The sequence below is a fragment of the Variovorax sp. P2_H12 genome, from assembly GCF_056403395.1.
In genome coordinates this window covers 1-16853 of sequence record NZ_JBFUFO010000055.1, presented here as the reverse complement: position 1 = coordinate 16853, position 16853 = coordinate 1, and the positions used below count along the sequence as shown (strand labels likewise).

Sequence of the window (16853 nt, the reverse complement as noted above, 5' to 3'; positions counted from 1 at the left end):
CGCTCAGATGGTGCGGTGCAGCACCGGGAACAGGGTACCCAGCCCTTCGGCCATCACCTCGACCGCCAGCGCCGCCAGGATCAGGCCCATCAGCCGCGTCATGACGTTGATGCCGGTCTTGCCGAGCACCCGCGCGATCGGTTCGGCCAGCGAGAAGGTGACGCCGGTGGCCAGGCCGATCACCACGCCGTAGCCGACCAGGATCGCGAGCTCCCAGACATGCTGCGTCCGGTCGGCGAAGATGACCACCGTCGACATGGTGGCCGGGCCGGTCAGCAGCGGGATGGTCAGCGGCACGACCGCGATCGAGGCGCCGAGCGATGCCTTCACCTCCGTCGCGCGGATCTCGTCCTTGTTGGTCTTCGACTCCGCCGGCTCGGCGTTCAGCATGGAGAGCGAGCTGATCAGCAGCAGCATGCCGCCGCCGACCTGGAAGCTCGCGATCGAGATGCCGAAGAAGGACAGCAGCTGCAGCCCCAGCAGCGCGCTGACCGCGATCACGATGAAGGCGCTGAAGGCCGACACCCAGGCCGTGCGCTTGCGCTGCTGGTCGGTGCAGCCCTGCGTGTAGTGGATGAAGAAGGGGACGATCGCCAGCGGGTTCACGATGGCCAGCAGCGTGATCAGCGGCTTGATCAGATCCATCGCGGGGGGCGCCATCAGCGTCCGCCCGTGACGTCGAGGAAGCTTCCGGTGACGTAGCCGGCCTCGGCCGACAGCAGCCACAGGATGCCGTGGGCCACCTCGTCGGCGCTGCCGGTGCGTTTCATCGGCACGGTCGAGGCGAGTTGGAAGGCGCGCTCGGGCAGGCCGCCCGAGGCGTGGATCTCGGTGTCGATCAGGCCCGGGCGCACCGCGTTAACGCGGATGCCTTCCTCGGCCACTTCCTTGGCCAGGCCGATCGTGAAGCTCTCGATCGCGCCCTTGCTGGCGGCGTAGTCCACGTACTGGCCGGGCGAGCCCAGGCGCGCGGCCGCGCTGGAGAGGTTGACGATCGCGCCGCCGCCGCCGCCATGCTTCGTGCTCATGCGCCGCACCGCCTCGCGGGCGCAGACGAAACTGCCGATCACGTTGATGCGCAGCATGCGTTCGAGCCGCGCCACGCTCATCTGGTCGACGCGCGACTGCATGTCGACCACGCCGGCGTTGTTGACCAGCGCCGTCAGGCGGCCGAGCTTGGCGTCGACCTTCTCGAACATCGCGAGCACCTGCGCCTCGTCGCCGACGTCGGCCTGGACCGCCATCGCGGTGCCGCCGGCGGCGCGGATGGCCCGCACCACTTCGTCGGCGGCCAGCGAGTTGCTGGCATAGTTGACCGCGACCGCGTAGCCGCGGCGGGCCGCCAGCAGCGCGGTCGCGGCGCCGATGCCGCGGCTGCCGCCGGTGATCAAGAGCACCTGGTCCAAATCCCACCTCCTGCACGGAAGCCGCGCGTCAGTTAAAACCACAGCGGATTACATCATCGAGGAGACGCTCTTGAGCCGCAGCATCGACTACTACTTCACGCCGCAGAGCCCCTGGACCTACCTCGGCCATGCGCGCTTCGCCGCCATCGCGAAGGCCTCGGGCGCCACGGTGCGCGTTCGGCCGATCGATTTCGGCGCCGTGTTCCCGGTCTCGGGCGGGCTGCCGCTGGGCAAGCGCGCGCCGCAGCGGCAGGCCTACCGCCTGGTGGACCTGGCCCGCTTCTCGCAGCACCTGGACATCGCCCTGAACCCCAAGCCCAAGTTCTTCCCGGTGGCCAGCGACGATGCCGCCCGGCTCATCATCGCGGCCGACCTGCGCGACGGCACCGAGGCCGCGATGAAGCTCTGCGGCGCGGTGTTCGCGGCGGTGTGGGTGCAGGAGCGCAACATTGCCGACCCCAAGGTGCTGGAAGCGCTGGCGGCGGAATGCGGGCTCGACGCCCGCTGCGCCGGCCAGGCGCAAAGCCAGGCGGTGCAGGAGCGCTACGAGGACTACACGCAGCAGGCCATCGACACCAAGGTCTTCGGTGCCCCGAGCTACGTGATCGACGGCGAGATCTTCTGGGGCCAGGACCGGCTCGATTTCGTCGAACGCGCCCTGAAGCGCCAGGCATCCACCGCAGGAGCATGACCATGGGTCAATTCATCGATCTCACGGCCAAGGACGGCTTCACCTTTCCCGCCTACGTGGCCGAGCCGGCGGGCAAGCCCAAGGGGGCCGTCGTCGTGGTGCAGGAGATCTTCGGCGTCAACTCGCACATTCGCGCGGTGGCCGACGGCTATGCGGCCGAAGGCTACCTGGCGGTGGCGCCGGCGACCTTTCATCGCGCGCAGCAGGGTGTCGAGCTGGGCTACACCGACGACGACATGAAGGCCGGCTTCGCGCTCAAGACCGCGGTCGAGGCCCTGCCGGCGCCCGGCGTGCTGCAGGACATCCAGGCCGCGGTCGATCACGCGGCGCGGGCGGGCAAGGTCGGCATCGTGGGCTATTGCTGGGGCGGCCTGCTGACCTGGCGCGCGGCGGCCGGCGTGTCGGGCCTGGCGGCGGCGGCCCCGTACTACGGCGGCGGCATGACCACGCCGAAGGAAAGTGCGCTCAAGCCCAAGGTACCGGTGCTGGTCCATTTCGGCAGCAACGACCACTGGATTCCGCTCGACACGGTCGATGCCTTCAGGAAGGCGCATCCCGAGGTCGAGGTCCAGGTCTACGAATGCGGCCACGGCTTCAACTGCGATCAGCGCGGCTCCTACGACGCGTCGGCGGCCAGGCTGGCCAAGGAGCGCACGCTGGCGTTCTTCGCCAGGCACCTGGGCTGAGCGGGTCATCCATGGCCCCCAGCCGCCCGCGGTTCGTGCGCTGCGCGCTGGTCGCGGCGGTGGCGCTGGCCTTGGGCTCGGGCGCGTGGTCGGCCGACTACGCCGGGCCGCTGTTCGACGCTCACCTGCACTACAACCAGGAGGCCTGGGACGGCCACACCGGGCCCTATCCGCCGGCCGATGCCCTGGCGCGGATGCAGCGCAACGGCGTGAAGGCGATCGTCGCGAACTCCCGCCCCAACGCCGGGACGCAGACGCTCGCGGCCGCCCGCGAGGCACGCGAGGCCGGCGTGGCGGTGGTGCCCTTCGTGCGGCTCTACCGCAACCGTGACGACTACGGCAACTGGTTCCGCGACGAGAGCATCTACGAGATGGTGCAGACCGAACTGGCTCGCGGCACGGCGAGCGGCCCGTACCAGGGGCTGGGCGAGTTCCATCTCTACGACAGTGCCAACGCCGACGGGCCGGTCGCCAGGAAACTGATCGTCCTCGCGGAACAGCAGAAGCTCGCCGTCCTCGCGCACGTGGACGACGTGGCGATCGATCTGCTGATGGCCCATGCGCCGTCCAAGGGCCGGGCGCTGCGCCTGATATGGGCGCACACCGGCATCGGCGGCCCGCCGATCGAACGGGTCCAGGCGCTGCTGGAACGCTATCCCCTGCTGATGGGCGAGTTGTCGTACCGGCCCGGGCTCTCCTGCGAGGGCGGCATGTTGTGCCCCGAATGGCGCGCGCTGATCCTGCGCTATCCCGATCGCTTCATGGTGGGTTCCGACACCTGGGTCAACCAGCGCTGGAGCGCCTACGACGAGATCATGCGCGGCTACCGCGCGTGGCTCGGCGACCTGCCGCCGGAGGTCGCGCAGCGCATCGCCTGGGGCAACGCGGCTGCGATGTTCGGCCTCAGGTAGCTGGCTGCTGCTTCGCGCGCCGGCCGCCGGCGACGGGACGGCTTTCGGGTTCGGGCGAGGGATCGGGATCTCGCACGCGCGCTTCGAGAAAGTCCAGCAGCGCCCGCAGCGCGGCACTGTTGTGACGGCGCTGCGAATAGGCGGCGTACAGCCAGAGGTCGCGTGGCATGAACTCCTTCAGCACCGGCACCAGCGCGCCGCGTTCGATGTGCGACTGCGCCATCATCGTCGGCACGCAGACCGCGCCGAGTCCGGCCAGCGCGACGCCGATGAGCGGCGCGGCGTCGTTGGCGTCCATGCGGCTGGTCACCGGTACGCTGTAGGGCTGGCCGTCGACCTCGAACGGCAGGTGCGGCGCGCCGCCCGCCAGCGAATAGGTCAGGACGTCGTGCCGGCGCAGGTCGTCGGGCTGCTTCGGCATGCCGCGCCGGGCCCAGTAGCCCGGCGTCGCACACAGGGCAAGATCCATCAGCCGCAGGCGCCGCACGATCAGGTTCTCGTCCCGGATGCGGCCCAGCCGCAGGGCGATGTCCACCCCTTCCTCGACCAGGTCGATCACGCGATTGCTCACGTGCAGGCTCACGTGCACCTCCGGATAGGTGACCATGAACTCGCCGATCCATCCCGCAAAGCTGCTCTGGCCGAGCCCGTGCGGCGCCGTGACCCGCAGCCGGCCTCGCGGGTGTCCCGCATGTCCCTGCAGTTCGGACTGGGTCAGCTCGATCATCTCGAGCAGTGGCTTGCTGCGCTCGAGCAGCAGGTGGCCCGCGTCGGTCAGGCTGACCGAGCGCGTCGAGCGATTGAGCAGCCGTACACCGAAGCGGGTCTCCAGCAGCGCCACGTACTTGCTGGCGTTGGCCTTGGACATCCCGAGCGAGTGGGCGGCACGGGAGAAGCTGCCGCGCAGGGCGACTTCGCGAAAGGTCTTAAGCAGTTCCAGGCCGTCCATGGCACTCCATTGTTTCTGTTTGATGAACACCCTGGTTCATTTTCATAGGGTTTGTACCTAGAAATCTGGGGCAGACTCTATCCCACTGAGCAGCCCATCCCCAAGTACACAAAGGACACTGAAATGAAGACCTCGAAGATCATCGCCGCCGCCGCCCTCTCGATCCTGGCCGCAGCAGGTGCCCAGGCCGAAACCTACGAAGGCGTCCAAGCCCTGGTGTCGGCCAACAGCCGCGCCGAAGTGAACGCCCAGGCCGTGGTGGCAGCGCGCAGCGAGAACCCCTATGCCGACGGCGTGTCCTCGCGCGTCGCCCCGGCGCTGACCGCCTCGGCCGACCGTGCGACGATCCGTGCCCAGGCCGTGGCGACCGCTCACGAGCCGAACCAGAACCTGGACCGCAAGGCCTTCGTGAACAGCGTGGTGCCGGCGCAGTACACGATCGTCCGCCCGGCGACGCAGCAAGCCGGTCTCTGATCGGCCTTGATGGGCTCGATGCCGGACCGTGCCGAAGCACGGCCCGGCATTTCCCTTTTTCCCGGGGAATCGTGATTGTTTCGATCCGGGAAACGCGGTGTCTCTTTTCTTGGTGTTTTCCCTTAGGGATTCCGTTCGACACTCGAGCGCACAGGCCAGCGACAGCGAGCCTGGTTTGAAACCAACTCCGAAGAATCCAAAGGAACTGAAATGAAGACCTCCCGCATCCTCGCCGCTGCCGCACTGTCCTTCCTCGCCGCCGCTGGCGCCCAGGCTGAGAGCTACGACGGCGTGCACGCCGGCGTCTCGGCCAAGAGCCGCAGCGAAGTCGGCGCCGAAGCGGTCAATACCGCGGCTGCGCCGAACCAGAACGTGGTGCGCGGTTCGCGCGGCGCCGAGCCTTTCAACTCGGTCGCCAATCCCGAAGCCGTGCGCGCCCAGGCCGTCGCCACCGCGAACGCACCCGACCAGAACGTCGTCGGCGGTTCGCGCGTCAACAGCCGCGTGATCTCGACCATGAACAAGTCGGCCGAACCGCGCGTGGAAGCCCAGAAGGCCGGCGCCGCAACCGTCAAGTAAGCCGGGCGCTGCCTGACCAGAAGCCGGAGGGTGCGAGAGCGCCCTCCGGCTTTTTCAATGGCTCAGTGGAGTCGGGCCAGGTAGCGCTTGCGCCAGAAGACGACGATCAACGTCACCGCGATCACGCCCATCGACCCCATCGCGATCCAGAACCCGTCGGCCTTGTGCACCAGCGGGATGAACTCGAAGTTCATGCCGAAGATGCCGGCGATCAGGTTCAGCGGCAGGAACACCGCGGTCAGCGCGGTCAGCACCCGCATGATGTCGTTGGCGCGGTGGCCCTGGACGCTGAAATGCATCTGGACCGCGGTTTCGGCGTTCTGCTCGAGCCGCCGGACGTGGTGCACCACGCGCTCGATGTGCTCGAGGACGTCGCGGCTGCGAACCATCACCAGTTCGCGCTCGCGCTGCTCGGTGGCGCCCGCCGGCATCGGCAAGGTCTCGAGCGCGTCGATCCAGTCCTGGACCGCGGCGCGCTGGTCTTCGCAGATTTCGTCCAGGTGGTAGAGCGACTGCCGGGAATCCATCAGCGCGCTCCAGTTGGTGAAGCGGCTGTGAGGGTCGATCAGTTCGGCCTGCCAGTGGTCGAGCTGGCGTGTCAGGTCGCGCCGCAGGTCAAGGTAGGCATCGACGATCTGGTTGACGACGCGCAGCATCAGGTCGGCCGGACCCGAAGGCATGCGGGAGGACACCGCGCGGACATCGAGCGCCGGGACCGCCGCGCGGCCGCGGTCGTCCGGCGCGGCGGCCGCCGCGAGCAGCTTGGCGGCGAAGGCGTCGCGCACCGTGCCGTCCTCGGGATGCACCGACAGCAGCACGCGATCGAACACCGCGAAGCCGACCGGACGGGTGTCCACCCGGCGCAGCACGGCCGGGCCGCCGCGCACCGGCGCATCGGCCTTCGGCGCCGGTTCCTTGCCGTTGGAGGCGGCCAGCCGGCGGAACACCAGCAGGTCGTACTGCGAGGTGTAGTCATAGCGCGAGGGCAGCTGGTCGTTGAGCAGGTCGCTCACGTGGAGGTCCAGCAGCAGGGTGCCGCACAGCGACTGCAGCACCTCCTGCACCTGCGGCAGCGAGGTCTGGAATTCTTCCCGTGTCAGCGACAGCCACAGGTAGCCCCGTTCGCAGGCGCCCGGTGCTGCCATCGGCGCCAGCGCGTCGTGCTCGGTGACCTGGGTGCCGTCGATCTTGAAGATGCGCATGGGGGCCGTATTCTTAGTCAGTAGAGGACAGAGCAAAAAACTGCTGCGCAGTCTTGTTGGTCTGTCCCGCAAGGTCTCAGTTTTGCTTCAGCAGCCGCGCCGCATCGAGCGCGAAATAGGTCAGCACGCCGTCGGCACCGGCGCGCTTGAAGGCTAGCAGGCTCTCGATCATGACCGCGTCGTGGTCCAGCCAGCCGTTCTGCGCCGCGGCCTTGAGCATCGCGTATTCGCCGCTCACCTGGTAGGCGAAGGTCGGCACCCGGAACTCATCCTTCACTCGGCGCACGATGTCCAGGTAGGGCATGCCGGGCTTCACCATCACCATGTCGGCGCCTTCGGCGATGTCGATCGCGACTTCGCGCAGCGCTTCGTCGCTGTTGCCCGGGTCCATCTGGTAGACCTTCTTGTCGCTCTTGCCGAGGTTGGCGGCCGAGCCGACCGCGTCGCGGAAGGGGCCGTAGAAGGCGCTCGCGTATTTGGCGCTGTAGGCCATGATCCGCGTATGGATGTCGCCGCGCGCCTCGAGCGCGTTGCGGATGGCTCCGATCCGGCCGTCCATCATGTCGCTCGGCGCCACGATGTCGACACCGGCGCGCGATTGTGCGAGCGCCTGCTTGACCAGCACTTCGACGGTCGGGTCGTTGAGGATGTAGCCGCTGTCGTCGAGCAGCCCGTCCTGGCCGTGGCTGGTGTAGGGGTCGAGTGCGACGTCGGTCATCACGCCCAGTTCGGGAAAGCGCGACTTGAGCGCCGCCACCACGCGCGGGATCAGGCCATCGGGATTGAAAGCCTCGTCGCCGGCCGGCGTCTTCAGGCTGGCATCGATGACGGGGAACAAGGCCATCACCGGAACGCCGAGCGCCACGCACTGCTCGGCGACCGGCAGCAGCAGGTCGAGGCTCAGCCGTTCCACGCCCGGCATCGACGGGACCGCGTCGCGTCGTTTCTCGCCCTCCTGCACGAACACCGGGTAGATCAGGTCATTGGTTGTGAGTGTGTGCTCGCGCACGAGATTGCGCGTGAACGCATCCCGGCGCAGGCGGCGCGGCCGGCCGGCGGGAAAAGAAGCGTGGAAGGTCATGTCGAAAATTGTGCCCCAAGAGCGATGGCCGCTGGGGAGCCGGCTTTCGCGCGATCTTCTAACTCATTTCTGTTCATAACGAAGAGAAAACGAATATGTTTGTACTAGTGGCTTCGACGATTAGGTTAAAAAATGGCCTGGCTTGCTTGATAGGTTGATTTGCCTTTGTTAAATTCTGTCCCGGGCGGCTTGCCGCTCCCCGCTTTTCCTCCCTGAGCGGGTGCCTTGATGTGTGACAGCAAAAGGGCTTCCCAAGCCCGGCGTTTTGACGTCGGGCTTTTTTTTCGCGCGTCCGGCGGCGGACGCCCGCCGGGCGGGGCGGAAGCTCGCCACTAAACTGCCGCCATGCTCTGGGTCAAATCGCTGCACATCGTCTTCATCGCCAGCTGGTTCGCGGGACTGTTCTATCTGCCGCGCATCTTCGTCAACCTCGCGCTGGTCGCGCCGGAATCGGTCGCCGAGCGAGCCCGGCTGGTTCTGATGGCGCAAAAGCTGTTCCGCTTCACCACCTTCCTCGCCGTGCCGGCGCTCGGCTTCGGGCTGTGGCTCTGGCTCGGCTACGGCATCGGCCGCGGACCGGGCAGCGGCTGGATGCATGCGAAGCTGGCCCTGGTGCTGGCGGCGATCGGCTACCACCATGGCTGCGGCGTGCTGCTGCGCCGTTTCGTGGCGGGCAACGACCGCCGCAGCCACCGCTGGTACCGCTGGTTCAACGAACTGCCCGTGCTGCTGCTGCTCGCCATCGTGGTGCTGGTGGTCGTCAAGCCGTTCTGAATGCGGTGGCCACGCAGCACAAATCCGTCGCCTTGCCCCTGGCGCTCGCCTACGCGGCGCTGATCGTCTACGCGAGCCTGTATCCCTTCGCCGACTGGCGCGACCAGGGCATCGCGCCGTGGGCCTATCTCGCGGCGCCCTGGCCCAAGTACTGGACCGGCTTCGACTTCGGCATCAATGTCGTCGGCTATCTGCCGCTGGGTTTTCTTGCCGCCATCGCGGCGATCCGCAATCGGCCGGCCACCGGTGGCGTCCGCGCCGTGCTTCGTGCCACGGCCGTGGCCGCGGCGATCGCTTTCGCCATGGAAACCCTGCAGAGCTACCTGCCGGCGCGCATTCCCTCCAACGTCGATCTCGGGCTCAACATCGCTGGCGCCTTCATCGGCGCGGTGCTCGCGGCGGTGCTCGAGCGTGTCGGCGCGGTCGCCCACTGGCATCGGACCCGTTCGAACTGGTTCGTCGACGATTCGCGCGGCGGCCTGGTGCTGCTGGCCCTGTGGCCGATCGCGCTGCTGTTTCCGGCCGCCGTCAGCTTCGGCCTGGGCCAGGTGTTCGAGCGGCTCGAGGCCGGCATTGCAGACTGGCTGGTCGACACGCCCTTCATCGAATGGATGCCGGTGCGCGAGTTCGAGCTCGAGCCCCTGGTGCCGGGGGTCGAACTGCTCTGCGTCATGCTGGGCGCGCTGGTGCCTTGCCTGCTCGGCTTTCTGGTCACGCGTTCGGTCGCCCGGCGCGCGATCCTGCTGCCGTCGATCCTGTTGGCGGGCGTGGCCGCCTCGGCGCTGTCGGCGGCGCTCAGCTACGGTCCGCCACACGCCTGGGCCTGGCTGAGCCTGCCGGTGCAGATCGGCATCGCGGCCGCCCTGTTCATCGGCGTGCTGCTGCTGGGCGCTCCGCGACGCTTCTGCGCGGCCTTGCTGCTGATCGCGCTGGTGGTGCACCTGAGCCTCCTGAATCAGGCACCCGAGAGTGCCTATTTCGCCCAGACGCTGGCGACCTGGGAGCAGGGGCGGTTCATCCGCTTCCATGGCCTGGCACAGTGGCTGGGCTGGACCTGGCCTTTTGCAACCCTGGCTTACGTACTGGCAGTGCTGTCGCGCAGGGCGCCCGGGGCGCCGGCTCAATAGAATGCGTCGATGTCGAGTTCCAGCATTCCCGCGCCGGCGGGCTACTACGGCCGCCACATCTTCTTCTGCCTGAACGAACGCAAGAGTGGCGAGGATTCCTGTTCGAAGCACGAGGCCCAGGCCGGTTTCGATCGCTGCAAATCACGCGTCAAGGAGGCCGGGTTGGCCGGACCGGGCAAGGTCCGGGTCAACAAGGCCGGGTGCCTGGACCGTTGTGCCGGCGGGCCGGTCGCCGTGGTCTATCCGGATGCGGTCTGGTACACCTTCGTCGACGATGAGGATATCGACGAGATCGTCGAGTCGCACCTCAAGAACGGCGAAGTTGTCGAGCGGCTGCTGTTGTCGCCCGATGTCGGCCGATAAATGACATACCCCCCGATGCGCCTGCGGCGCCTCCCCCTCAAGGGGGCAACACCAGCGGCCCGGCAAAGCCGGTTCCGCGGTGTTCCTGGCCTTTGGCTGCGCTGGTTTCATGCGTCGGGGTCACGCGATCGCGTGGAGGGAAACTGAGATGAACCCGCGAACCGAAAGGATCCAGCTCAAAGGCGCTGCCGGTGCCATCGAAGTCCTGCGCGACCGCGCGGCCGAAGGTGCGCCGGCGCTCGGCGTGGCGGTGATCGCCCATCCTCATCCGTTGTTTGGCGGCTCGATGGACAACAAGGTGGTTCAGACGCTGGCGCGCGCCTTCGTCGCCTGCGGCTGGACTGCGGTGCGCTTCAATTTCCGCGGTGTCGGCGCCAGCGAGGGCGTGCACGATGAAGGCCGCGGGGAATGCGAGGACCTGCGCGCGGTGGTCGAGCAGCTGGCGCCCGAGGGGCCGCTGGCGATCGCCGGCTTTTCTTTCGGCGCCTTCGTCGCCAGCTGTGCCATCGACAAGCTCTGGGCCACGCGCGACATCCGCCATGTGGTGCTGGTCGGCACGGCGGCGTCGCGCTTCCCGGTCGCGACGCTGCCCGCCGAAGCCCACGAGCGCGCACTGGTGGTCCACGGCGAGCAGGACGACACCGTACCGCTGGCCGCCGTGATGGACTGGGCCCGGCCGCAGTCACTTCCTGTCACAGTCGTTCCCGGAGGGGGGCATTTCTTTCACGGACAATTGCCGCTGCTCAAGAGTCTCGTTGTCCGCCATTTGCGCGCGGGCTAGTCTTTTTCGTCTTCTCGCACCCCCATGAATCGTTTTGTTGAGGCGCTGCGTGCCTTCGCAGTCGCCGCTGCCGCATCTCTCTGTCTAGCCGCGGGGGCCCAGGTGCCGGCACCGCCGGAGATTGCCGCGCGCAGCTTCCTGCTGATGGACGTCACGGCCAACCAGGTGCTGGCTCAGAAGGACATCGACAGCCAGGTCGAACCGGCGTCGCTGACCAAGCTGATGTCGGCCTACCTGGTCTTCGACGCCCTTCGCGCGAAGAAGATCAGCCTGCAGCAGACCCTGCCGGTCAGCCCCCGTGCCTGGAAGATGCCGGGCTCGCGGATGTTCATCGACCCGACGATGCAGGTGCCGGTGGAAGACTTGATCAAGGGCCTGATCGTGCAGTCGGGCAACGACGCCACGGTGGCGCTGGCCGAGGGCGTGGGCGGCACGGTCGAGCACTTCGTCGAACTCATGAACGAGCAGGCCAAGGCCCTCGGCATGAAGAACACGAGCTACAAGAATCCCGAAGGCCTCACCGAGCCCGGCCACACCACCACCGCACGCGACCTGAGCATCCTGGCGACCCGCCTGATGCGTGATTTCCCGGAGTACGTGCACTACTACGCGATCAAGAAATACCGCTTTCCCGGCACGCCGTCGACCAACGACACCAACCGCAACCTGCTGCTGTTCCGCGATCCGACCGTCGACGGCCTGAAAACCGGTCACACCCAGTCGGCCGGCTACTGCATGATCGTCACCGCCAAGCGCGACTTCCCGAATCTCACGGGCGGGCGGCGCCTGGTGTCGATCGTGCTGGGCGCCGCGAGCGAAAACGCGCGCGCCAACGAATCGCAGAAGCTCCTGAACTGGGGCTACACCGCCTTCGACGCCGTCCGCCTGTTCGATGCCAACCAGGCGGTGGCGACGCCGGCGGTCTGGAAGGGCAAGGAAAACACCGTCAAGCTCGGCCGCCCCGACGCCATCGTGGTGGCCGTGCCGGCCGGTTCGGCGGGCAAGATCAAGACGCAGGTGGTGCGTCCCGACCCGCTGGTTGCCCCGTTCACCAAGTTCCAGCCCATCGGCTCGCTCAAGATCACCCTCGGCGACGAGCCCGTGACCGAGGTGCCGCTGGTGGCGCTGGACGCAGTCCAGCAGGCCGGTGTGCTGGGCCGTGCCTGGGACGCCGTCCGCCTCTGGATCAAGTAGTGGCTCGCCCCCAGGTTGCCCCGCACTTCGTGTCGGGGCGCCCACCCCCTGCCGGGGGCGGCACCAGCGGCCCGGCGAAGCCGGTTCCGCGGTGTCTCACCGACGGGCCTGGCTGCGCCGGCCGCTTTCGGTAGGCACGGGCGCGCTGTGCTGCTATACTCGTGGGCTTTTCGGAAAATCCGAAGGGATTCACGTTTTCGGCCACTCTTTGGCCGTTCCCCTGACTGGCCGGTTCACGCCTAGGGTCTTCAGGGTAGTTTTTGGGACTTATTCACACATGCCAACCATCAATCAACTGGTGCGTCAGGGTCGGACGGTCGAAAAGATCAATTCGAAGAGCCCTGCCATGCAGAACTCGCCGCAACGTCGCGGTGTCTGCACCCGGGTCTACACCACGACCCCGAAAAAGCCGAACTCGGCGCTGCGTAAGGTCGCCAAGGTGCGCCTGACCAACGGCTTCGAAGTCATTTCCTACATCGGCGGCGAAGGCCACAACCTGCAGGAACACAGCGTCGTGCTGGTTCGCGGCGGTCGTGTCAAGGACTTGCCCGGTGTTCGCTACCACATCGTGCGCGGTTCGCTCGACTTGCAAGGCGTGAAAGACCGCAAGCAGTCGCGTTCCAAGTACGGCGCGAAGCGCCCCAAGAAGGCCTAAGGCTTTCTGTATTTCATTCAGCGGTGTTCGAGTGCCCTGGCCGGCGCATCGAGCGAAGTGACCCGATATTGGGTCGAGTAAGTGAGAGTTCTTGTTGGCTCTCGCGGTGTCTGAAACGGCGCCAACTGAAGCAAAGAGGTTAGTAACATGCCACGTCGTCGCGAAGTCCCCAAACGTGAAATCCTGCCGGATCCCAAGTACGGCAATGTCGAGCTGTCGAAGTTCATGAACGTGATCATGGAAGGCGGCAAGAAGGCAGTCGCAGAACGCATCATCTACGGTGCGCTCGACCAGATCGAGAAGAAGAACCCGGGCAAGGACCCGCTGGAAGCCTTCACGATCGCCATCAACAACGTGAAGCCGATGGTCGAAGTGAAGTCGCGCCGCGTGGGCGGTGCGAACTATCAGGTGCCGGTCGAAGTTCGCCCGGTCCGTCGTCTGGCGCTGTCGATGCGCTGGATCAAGGAAGCCGCCCGCAAGCGCGGCGAGAAGTCGATGGCCCTGCGTCTGGCCAACGAACTCATGGAAGCCACGGAAGGTCGTGGCGGCGCCATGAAGAAGCGCGATGAAGTGCACCGCATGGCCGAGGCCAACAAGGCCTTCAGCCACTTCCGCTTCTAAGAGTCGTTCCCCCCTAATCAGACAGGCTGGAAGCCCGAACCACCGAGACCGGTGGGCGGGCTTTCATCCGTTAACGGAGTAAATTTCATGGCACGCAAGACCCCCATCGAGCGCTACCGCAATATCGGTATTTCGGCGCACATCGACGCCGGCAAGACGACCACCACCGAACGTATCCTGTTCTACACCGGCGTGACCCACAAGCTGGGCGAGGTGCATGACGGCGCCGCCACCACCGACTGGATGGAGCAGGAGCAAGAGCGCGGTATCACGATCACCTCGGCTGCCGTGACGTGCTTCTGGAAGGGCATGGACCACTCCATGCCCGAGCACCGCATCAACATCATCGACACCCCCGGCCACGTGGACTTCACCATCGAGGTGGAGCGTTCGATGCGCGTGCTCGACGGCGCCGTGATGGTGTACGACTCGGTCGGCGGCGTGCAGCCCCAGTCCGAAACCGTCTGGCGCCAGGCCAACAAGTACCGGGTGCCGCGCCTCGCGTTCGTGAACAAGATGGACCGCATCGGCGCCAACTTCTTCCGCGTGCGCCAGATGATGGTCGACCGCCTGAAGGCCAACCCGGTGCCGATCGTGATCCCGATCGGCGCCGAGGACAAGTTCCAGGGCGTGGTCGACCTTCGCAAGATGAAGGCCATCTACTGGGATGAAGCTTCGCAAGGCATGAAGTTCGACTACCGCGAGATCCCGGCCGAACTGCTCGAGTCCGCCAAGGAATGGCGCGAAAAGATGGTCGAGAGCGCTGCCGAAGCCTCTGAAGAACTCATGAACAAGTACCTCGAAGAGGGCGACCTCTCCGAGGCAGAGATCACGCTCGGCCTGCGCACCCGCACCATCGCCGGCGAGATCCAGCCGATGATGTGCGGCAGCGCGTTCAAGAACAAGGGCGTGCAGCGCATGCTCGACGCCGTCATCGAACTGATGCCGTCGCCGATGGACATCCCGCCGGTCGAAGGCACCGACGACGACGAGAAGGAAACCAGCCGCAAGCCCGCCGACGAGGAGAAGTTCTCGGCGCTGGCATTCAAGCTGATGACCGACCCGTACGTGGGCCAGCTGACCTTCGTGCGCGTCTACTCGGGCGTGCTGAGCAAGGGCGATACCGTCTACAACCCGGTCAAGGGCAAGAAGGAGCGCATCGGCCGTATCGTGCAGATGCACGCCAACGAGCGTCTCGAAATCGACGAAATCCGTGCCGGCGACATCGCCGCCTGCGTGGGCCTGAAGGACGTCACGACCGGCGAAACGCTGTGCGACCCTGATGCCATCATCACGCTCGAGCGCATGGAATTCCCCGAGCCCGTGATCTCGCAGGCCGTCGAGCCGAAGACCAAGGCCGACCAGGAAAAGATGGGCATCGCGCTGCAGCGCCTGGCCTCCGAAGATCCGTCGTTCCGCGTGCGTTCCGACGAAGAGTCCGGCCAGACCATCATCTCCGGCATGGGCGAGCTTCACCTCGAAATCATCGTGGACCGCATGAAGCGCGAGTTCGGCGTGGAAGCCAACGTCGGCAAGCCGCAGGTGGCCTACCGCGAAACCATCCGCAAGACGGTCGAAGATGCCGAAGGCAAGTTCGTTCGCCAGTCGGGCGGCAAGGGCCAGTACGGCCACGTGGTGCTCAAGCTCGAGCCGAACGAAGCCGGCAAGGGCTTCGAGTTCGTCGACGCGATCAAGGGCGGCGTGGTGCCGCGCGAGTACATCCCCGCGGTCGAGAAGGGCGTGATCGAAGCGCTGACGCAAGGCGTGCTGGCCGGCTACCCGGTCGTCGACGTCAAGGTCACGCTGCACTTCGGTTCGTACCACGACGTGGACTCGAACGAAATGGCCTTCAAGATGGCTGCGATCTTCGGTTTCAAGGAAGGCGCCCGCAAGGCTTCGCCGGTGATCCTCGAGCCGATGATGGCCGTGGAAGTCGAGACCCCGGAAGACTACGCCGGCAACGTGATGGGCGACCTCTCGTCGCGTCGTGGCATGGTGCAGGGCATGGACGACATGATCGGTGGCGGCAAGCTCATCAAGGCTGAAGTCCCGCTGTCGGAAATGTTCGGCTACTCGACCACGCTGCGCTCGGCCACGCAAGGCCGCGCCACGTACACGATGGAGTTCAAGCACTACTCCGAAGCACCGCGCAACGTGGAGAAAATGGCAAAAGGAAAATTCACCCGCACGAAGCCGCACGTCAACGTGGGCACGATCGGTCACGTGGACCATGGCAAGACGACGCTGACGGCGGCGATCGCCACTGTGCTGTCGGCCAAGTTCGGCGGCGAAGCGAAGGCCTACGACCAGATCGACGCGGCTCCTGAAGAAAAGGCGCGCGGCATCACGATCAACACGGCCCACGTCGAGTACGAGACGGCCAACCGCCACTACGCGCACGTCGACTGCCCCGGCCACGCCGACTACGTGAAGAACATGATCACCGGCGCCGCCCAGATGGACGGCGCGATCCTGGTGTGCTCGGCCGCTGACGGCCCGATGCCCCAGACCCGCGAGCACATCCTGCTGGCACGCCAGGTGGGCGTGGGCTACATCATCGTGTTCCTGAACAAGTGCGACATGGTCGACGACGCCGAGCTGCTCGAGCTGGTCGAAATGGAAGTGCGCGAGCTGCTGGACAAGTACGAATTCCCGGGCGACGACACGCCGATCATCCATGGCTCGGCCAAGCTCGCTCTCGAAGGCGACAAGGGTCCYCTGGGCGAGCAAGCCATCATGAAGCTGGCCGATGCGCTGGACACCTACATCCCGACGCCCGAGCGCGCCGTGGACGGTGCCTTCCTGATGCCTGTGGAAGACGTGTTCTCGATCTCGGGTCGCGGCACGGTGGTGACGGGCGCGGTCGAGCGCGGCGTGATCAAGGTYGGTGAAGAAATCGAAATCGTGGGCATCCGCCCGACGGTGAAGACCACCTGCACCGGCGTGGAAATGTTCCGCAAGCTGCTGGACCAGGGCCAGGCCGGCGACAACGTCGGTGTGCTGCTGCGCGGCACGAAGCGCGAAGAAGTCGAGCGTGGTCAAGTCCTGTGCAAGCCGGGCTCGATCAAGCCGCACACGCACTTCACCGCCGAGGTGTACGTTCTGTCGAAGGACGAGGGCGGCCGTCACACGCCGTTCTTCAACAACTACCGTCCGCAGTTCTACTTCCGCACGACCGACGTCACCGGCGCGATCGAGCTGCCGAAGGACAAGGAAATGGTCATGCCCGGCGACAACGTGTCGATCACGGTCAAGCTGATCAACCCGATCGCGATGGAAGAAGGCCTGCGCTTCGCCATCCGTGAAGGCGGCCGCACCGTGGGCTCGGGCGTCGTGGCGAAGATCCTGGCGAAGATCCT

General features: G+C 66.4%; 18 protein-coding genes. 13 read left to right on the top strand and 5 right to left on the bottom strand.

All coding sequences use genetic code 11. The annotated features are described in order from the left end of the window. Positions 1 to 3: 3 nt before the first annotated feature. Both AC1DYK_RS31400 and AC1DYK_RS31395 read right to left on the bottom strand, forming a co-directional pair. Entirely contained in the window at positions 4 to 645 is a 642-nt protein-coding gene (locus tag AC1DYK_RS31400) for a MarC family protein (RefSeq protein WP_478169874.1), read from the bottom strand. A gap of 14 nt (positions 646 to 659) precedes the next feature. Then, positions 660 to 1406 (bottom strand): SDR family oxidoreductase, encoded by a 747-nt coding sequence (locus tag AC1DYK_RS31395; RefSeq protein WP_478169873.1) that lies wholly within the window; start codon positions 1404 to 1406, stop codon positions 660 to 662. 70 nt (positions 1407 to 1476) lie between these two features. Here AC1DYK_RS31395 and AC1DYK_RS31390 point away from each other — a divergent pair, with 70 nt between their 5' ends. Genes AC1DYK_RS31390 through AC1DYK_RS31380 form a run of 3 tightly spaced genes read left to right on the top strand, consistent with a single transcriptional unit; the run spans position 1477 to position 3694 of the window. Next, positions 1477 to 2097, top strand: coding sequence for a DsbA family protein (locus AC1DYK_RS31390; protein WP_478169872.1), 621 nt, complete (start codon positions 1477 to 1479; stop codon positions 2095 to 2097). A 2-nt stretch (positions 2098 to 2099) separates the two neighbouring features. Next, entirely contained in the window at positions 2100 to 2783 is a 684-nt protein-coding gene (locus AC1DYK_RS31385) for a dienelactone hydrolase family protein (RefSeq protein WP_478169871.1), read from the top strand. Between the two features lie 11 nt (positions 2784 to 2794). Continuing rightward, positions 2795 to 3694, top strand: a complete 900-nt coding sequence (locus tag AC1DYK_RS31380; protein ID WP_478169870.1) for an amidohydrolase family protein — start codon at positions 2795 to 2797, stop codon at positions 3692 to 3694. Here AC1DYK_RS31380 and AC1DYK_RS31375 read toward each other — a convergent pair. Beyond that, positions 3687 to 4643 carry a LysR family transcriptional regulator gene (locus AC1DYK_RS31375; RefSeq protein WP_478169869.1) on the bottom strand — a complete coding sequence of 319 codons (957 nt, stop codon included), beginning with the start codon at positions 4641 to 4643 and terminating at the stop codon, positions 3687 to 3689. The two genes, AC1DYK_RS31380 and AC1DYK_RS31375, sit on opposite strands and share 8 nt — an antisense overlap. 123 nt (positions 4644 to 4766) lie before the next feature. Between AC1DYK_RS31375 and AC1DYK_RS31370 the strand changes: the two genes are divergently transcribed. Then, entirely contained in the window at positions 4767 to 5117 is a 351-nt protein-coding gene (locus tag AC1DYK_RS31370; protein WP_478169868.1) for an alpha/beta hydrolase, read from the top strand. 210 nt (positions 5118 to 5327) lie between these two features. Further along, positions 5328 to 5696: a DUF4148 domain-containing protein gene (locus AC1DYK_RS31365; RefSeq protein WP_478169867.1), complete on the top strand. Its 369-nt coding sequence runs from the start codon at positions 5328 to 5330 to the stop codon at positions 5694 to 5696. Positions 5697 to 5758: 62 nt separating this feature from the next. Here AC1DYK_RS31365 and AC1DYK_RS31360 read toward each other — a convergent pair whose 3' ends face one another. Together AC1DYK_RS31360 and hemB are read right to left on the bottom strand one after the other, a co-directional pair. Then, entirely contained in the window at positions 5759 to 6898 is a 1140-nt protein-coding gene (locus AC1DYK_RS31360; protein ID WP_478169866.1) for a magnesium transporter CorA family protein, read from the bottom strand. A 76-nt stretch (positions 6899 to 6974) separates the two neighbouring features. Next, positions 6975 to 7979 (bottom strand): porphobilinogen synthase, encoded by a 1005-nt coding sequence (hemB, locus tag AC1DYK_RS31355; RefSeq protein ID WP_478169865.1) that lies wholly within the window; start codon positions 7977 to 7979, stop codon positions 6975 to 6977. A gap of 345 nt (positions 7980 to 8324) precedes the next feature. On the opposite strand from hemB, the gene AC1DYK_RS31350 reads away from it, so the two are divergent. The 8 genes from AC1DYK_RS31350 to fusA all read left to right on the top strand — a co-directional run. Then, positions 8325 to 8753, top strand: a complete 429-nt coding sequence (locus tag AC1DYK_RS31350; protein WP_478089448.1) for a CopD family protein — start codon at positions 8325 to 8327, stop codon at positions 8751 to 8753. Between the two features lie 5 nt (positions 8754 to 8758). Continuing rightward, positions 8759 to 9880 carry a VanZ family protein gene (locus tag AC1DYK_RS31345; RefSeq protein WP_478169864.1) on the top strand — a complete coding sequence of 374 codons (1122 nt, stop codon included), beginning with the start codon at positions 8759 to 8761 and terminating at the stop codon, positions 9878 to 9880. Positions 9881 to 9889: 9 nt separating this feature from the next. After that, on the top strand, positions 9890 to 10243 hold the full coding sequence (locus AC1DYK_RS31340; RefSeq protein ID WP_478169863.1) for a (2Fe-2S) ferredoxin domain-containing protein: 354 nt from the start codon (positions 9890 to 9892) through the stop codon (positions 10241 to 10243). A gap of 148 nt (positions 10244 to 10391) precedes the next feature. Further along, positions 10392 to 11024 (top strand): alpha/beta hydrolase, encoded by a 633-nt coding sequence (locus tag AC1DYK_RS31335; RefSeq protein WP_478169862.1) that lies wholly within the window; start codon positions 10392 to 10394, stop codon positions 11022 to 11024. Positions 11025 to 11048: 24 nt separating this feature from the next. Continuing rightward, positions 11049 to 12218 carry a D-alanyl-D-alanine carboxypeptidase family protein gene (locus AC1DYK_RS31330; protein WP_478169861.1) on the top strand — a complete coding sequence of 390 codons (1170 nt, stop codon included), beginning with the start codon at positions 11049 to 11051 and terminating at the stop codon, positions 12216 to 12218. Positions 12219 to 12495: 277 nt separating this feature from the next. Beyond that, positions 12496 to 12873: a 30S ribosomal protein S12 gene (rpsL, locus tag AC1DYK_RS31325; protein ID WP_013543948.1), complete on the top strand. Its 378-nt coding sequence runs from the start codon at positions 12496 to 12498 to the stop codon at positions 12871 to 12873. 147 nt (positions 12874 to 13020) lie between these two features. Then, positions 13021 to 13494 (top strand): 30S ribosomal protein S7, encoded by a 474-nt coding sequence (gene rpsG, locus AC1DYK_RS31320; protein WP_077002363.1) that lies wholly within the window; start codon positions 13021 to 13023, stop codon positions 13492 to 13494. 87 nt (positions 13495 to 13581) lie between these two features. Further along, a partial coding sequence (fusA, locus tag AC1DYK_RS31315; protein WP_478169860.1) for an elongation factor G occupies positions 13582 to 16853 on the top strand: 3272 nt, incomplete at its 3' end.

Excerpts from the sequence above, each read along its gene's own strand:
- AC1DYK_RS31400 (WP_478169874.1), bottom strand. The coding sequence starts at position 645 with ATGGATCTGATCAAGCCGCTGATCACGCTGCTGGCCATCGTGAACCCG.
- AC1DYK_RS31385 (WP_478169871.1), top strand. The coding sequence starts at position 2,100 with ATGGGTCAATTCATCGATCTCACGGCCAAGGACGGCTTCACCTTTCCC.
- AC1DYK_RS31380 (WP_478169870.1), top strand. The coding sequence starts at position 2,795 with ATGGCCCCCAGCCGCCCGCGGTTCGTGCGCTGCGCGCTGGTCGCGGCG.
- AC1DYK_RS31375 (WP_478169869.1), bottom strand. The coding sequence starts at position 4,643 with ATGGACGGCCTGGAACTGCTTAAGACCTTTCGCGAAGTCGCCCTGCGC.
- AC1DYK_RS31370 (WP_478169868.1), top strand. The coding sequence starts at position 4,767 with ATGAAGACCTCGAAGATCATCGCCGCCGCCGCCCTCTCGATCCTGGCC.
- AC1DYK_RS31365 (WP_478169867.1), top strand. The coding sequence starts at position 5,328 with ATGAAGACCTCCCGCATCCTCGCCGCTGCCGCACTGTCCTTCCTCGCC.
- AC1DYK_RS31360 (WP_478169866.1), bottom strand. The coding sequence starts at position 6,898 with ATGCGCATCTTCAAGATCGACGGCACCCAGGTCACCGAGCACGACGCG.
- hemB (WP_478169865.1), bottom strand. The coding sequence starts at position 7,979 with ATGACCTTCCACGCTTCTTTTCCCGCCGGCCGGCCGCGCCGCCTGCGC.
- AC1DYK_RS31350 (WP_478089448.1), top strand. The coding sequence starts at position 8,325 with ATGCTCTGGGTCAAATCGCTGCACATCGTCTTCATCGCCAGCTGGTTC.
- AC1DYK_RS31340 (WP_478169863.1), top strand. The coding sequence starts at position 9,890 with ATGTCGAGTTCCAGCATTCCCGCGCCGGCGGGCTACTACGGCCGCCAC.
- AC1DYK_RS31335 (WP_478169862.1), top strand. The coding sequence starts at position 10,392 with ATGAACCCGCGAACCGAAAGGATCCAGCTCAAAGGCGCTGCCGGTGCC.
- AC1DYK_RS31330 (WP_478169861.1), top strand. The coding sequence starts at position 11,049 with ATGAATCGTTTTGTTGAGGCGCTGCGTGCCTTCGCAGTCGCCGCTGCC.
- rpsL (WP_013543948.1), top strand. The coding sequence starts at position 12,496 with ATGCCAACCATCAATCAACTGGTGCGTCAGGGTCGGACGGTCGAAAAG.
- rpsG (WP_077002363.1), top strand. The coding sequence starts at position 13,021 with ATGCCACGTCGTCGCGAAGTCCCCAAACGTGAAATCCTGCCGGATCCC.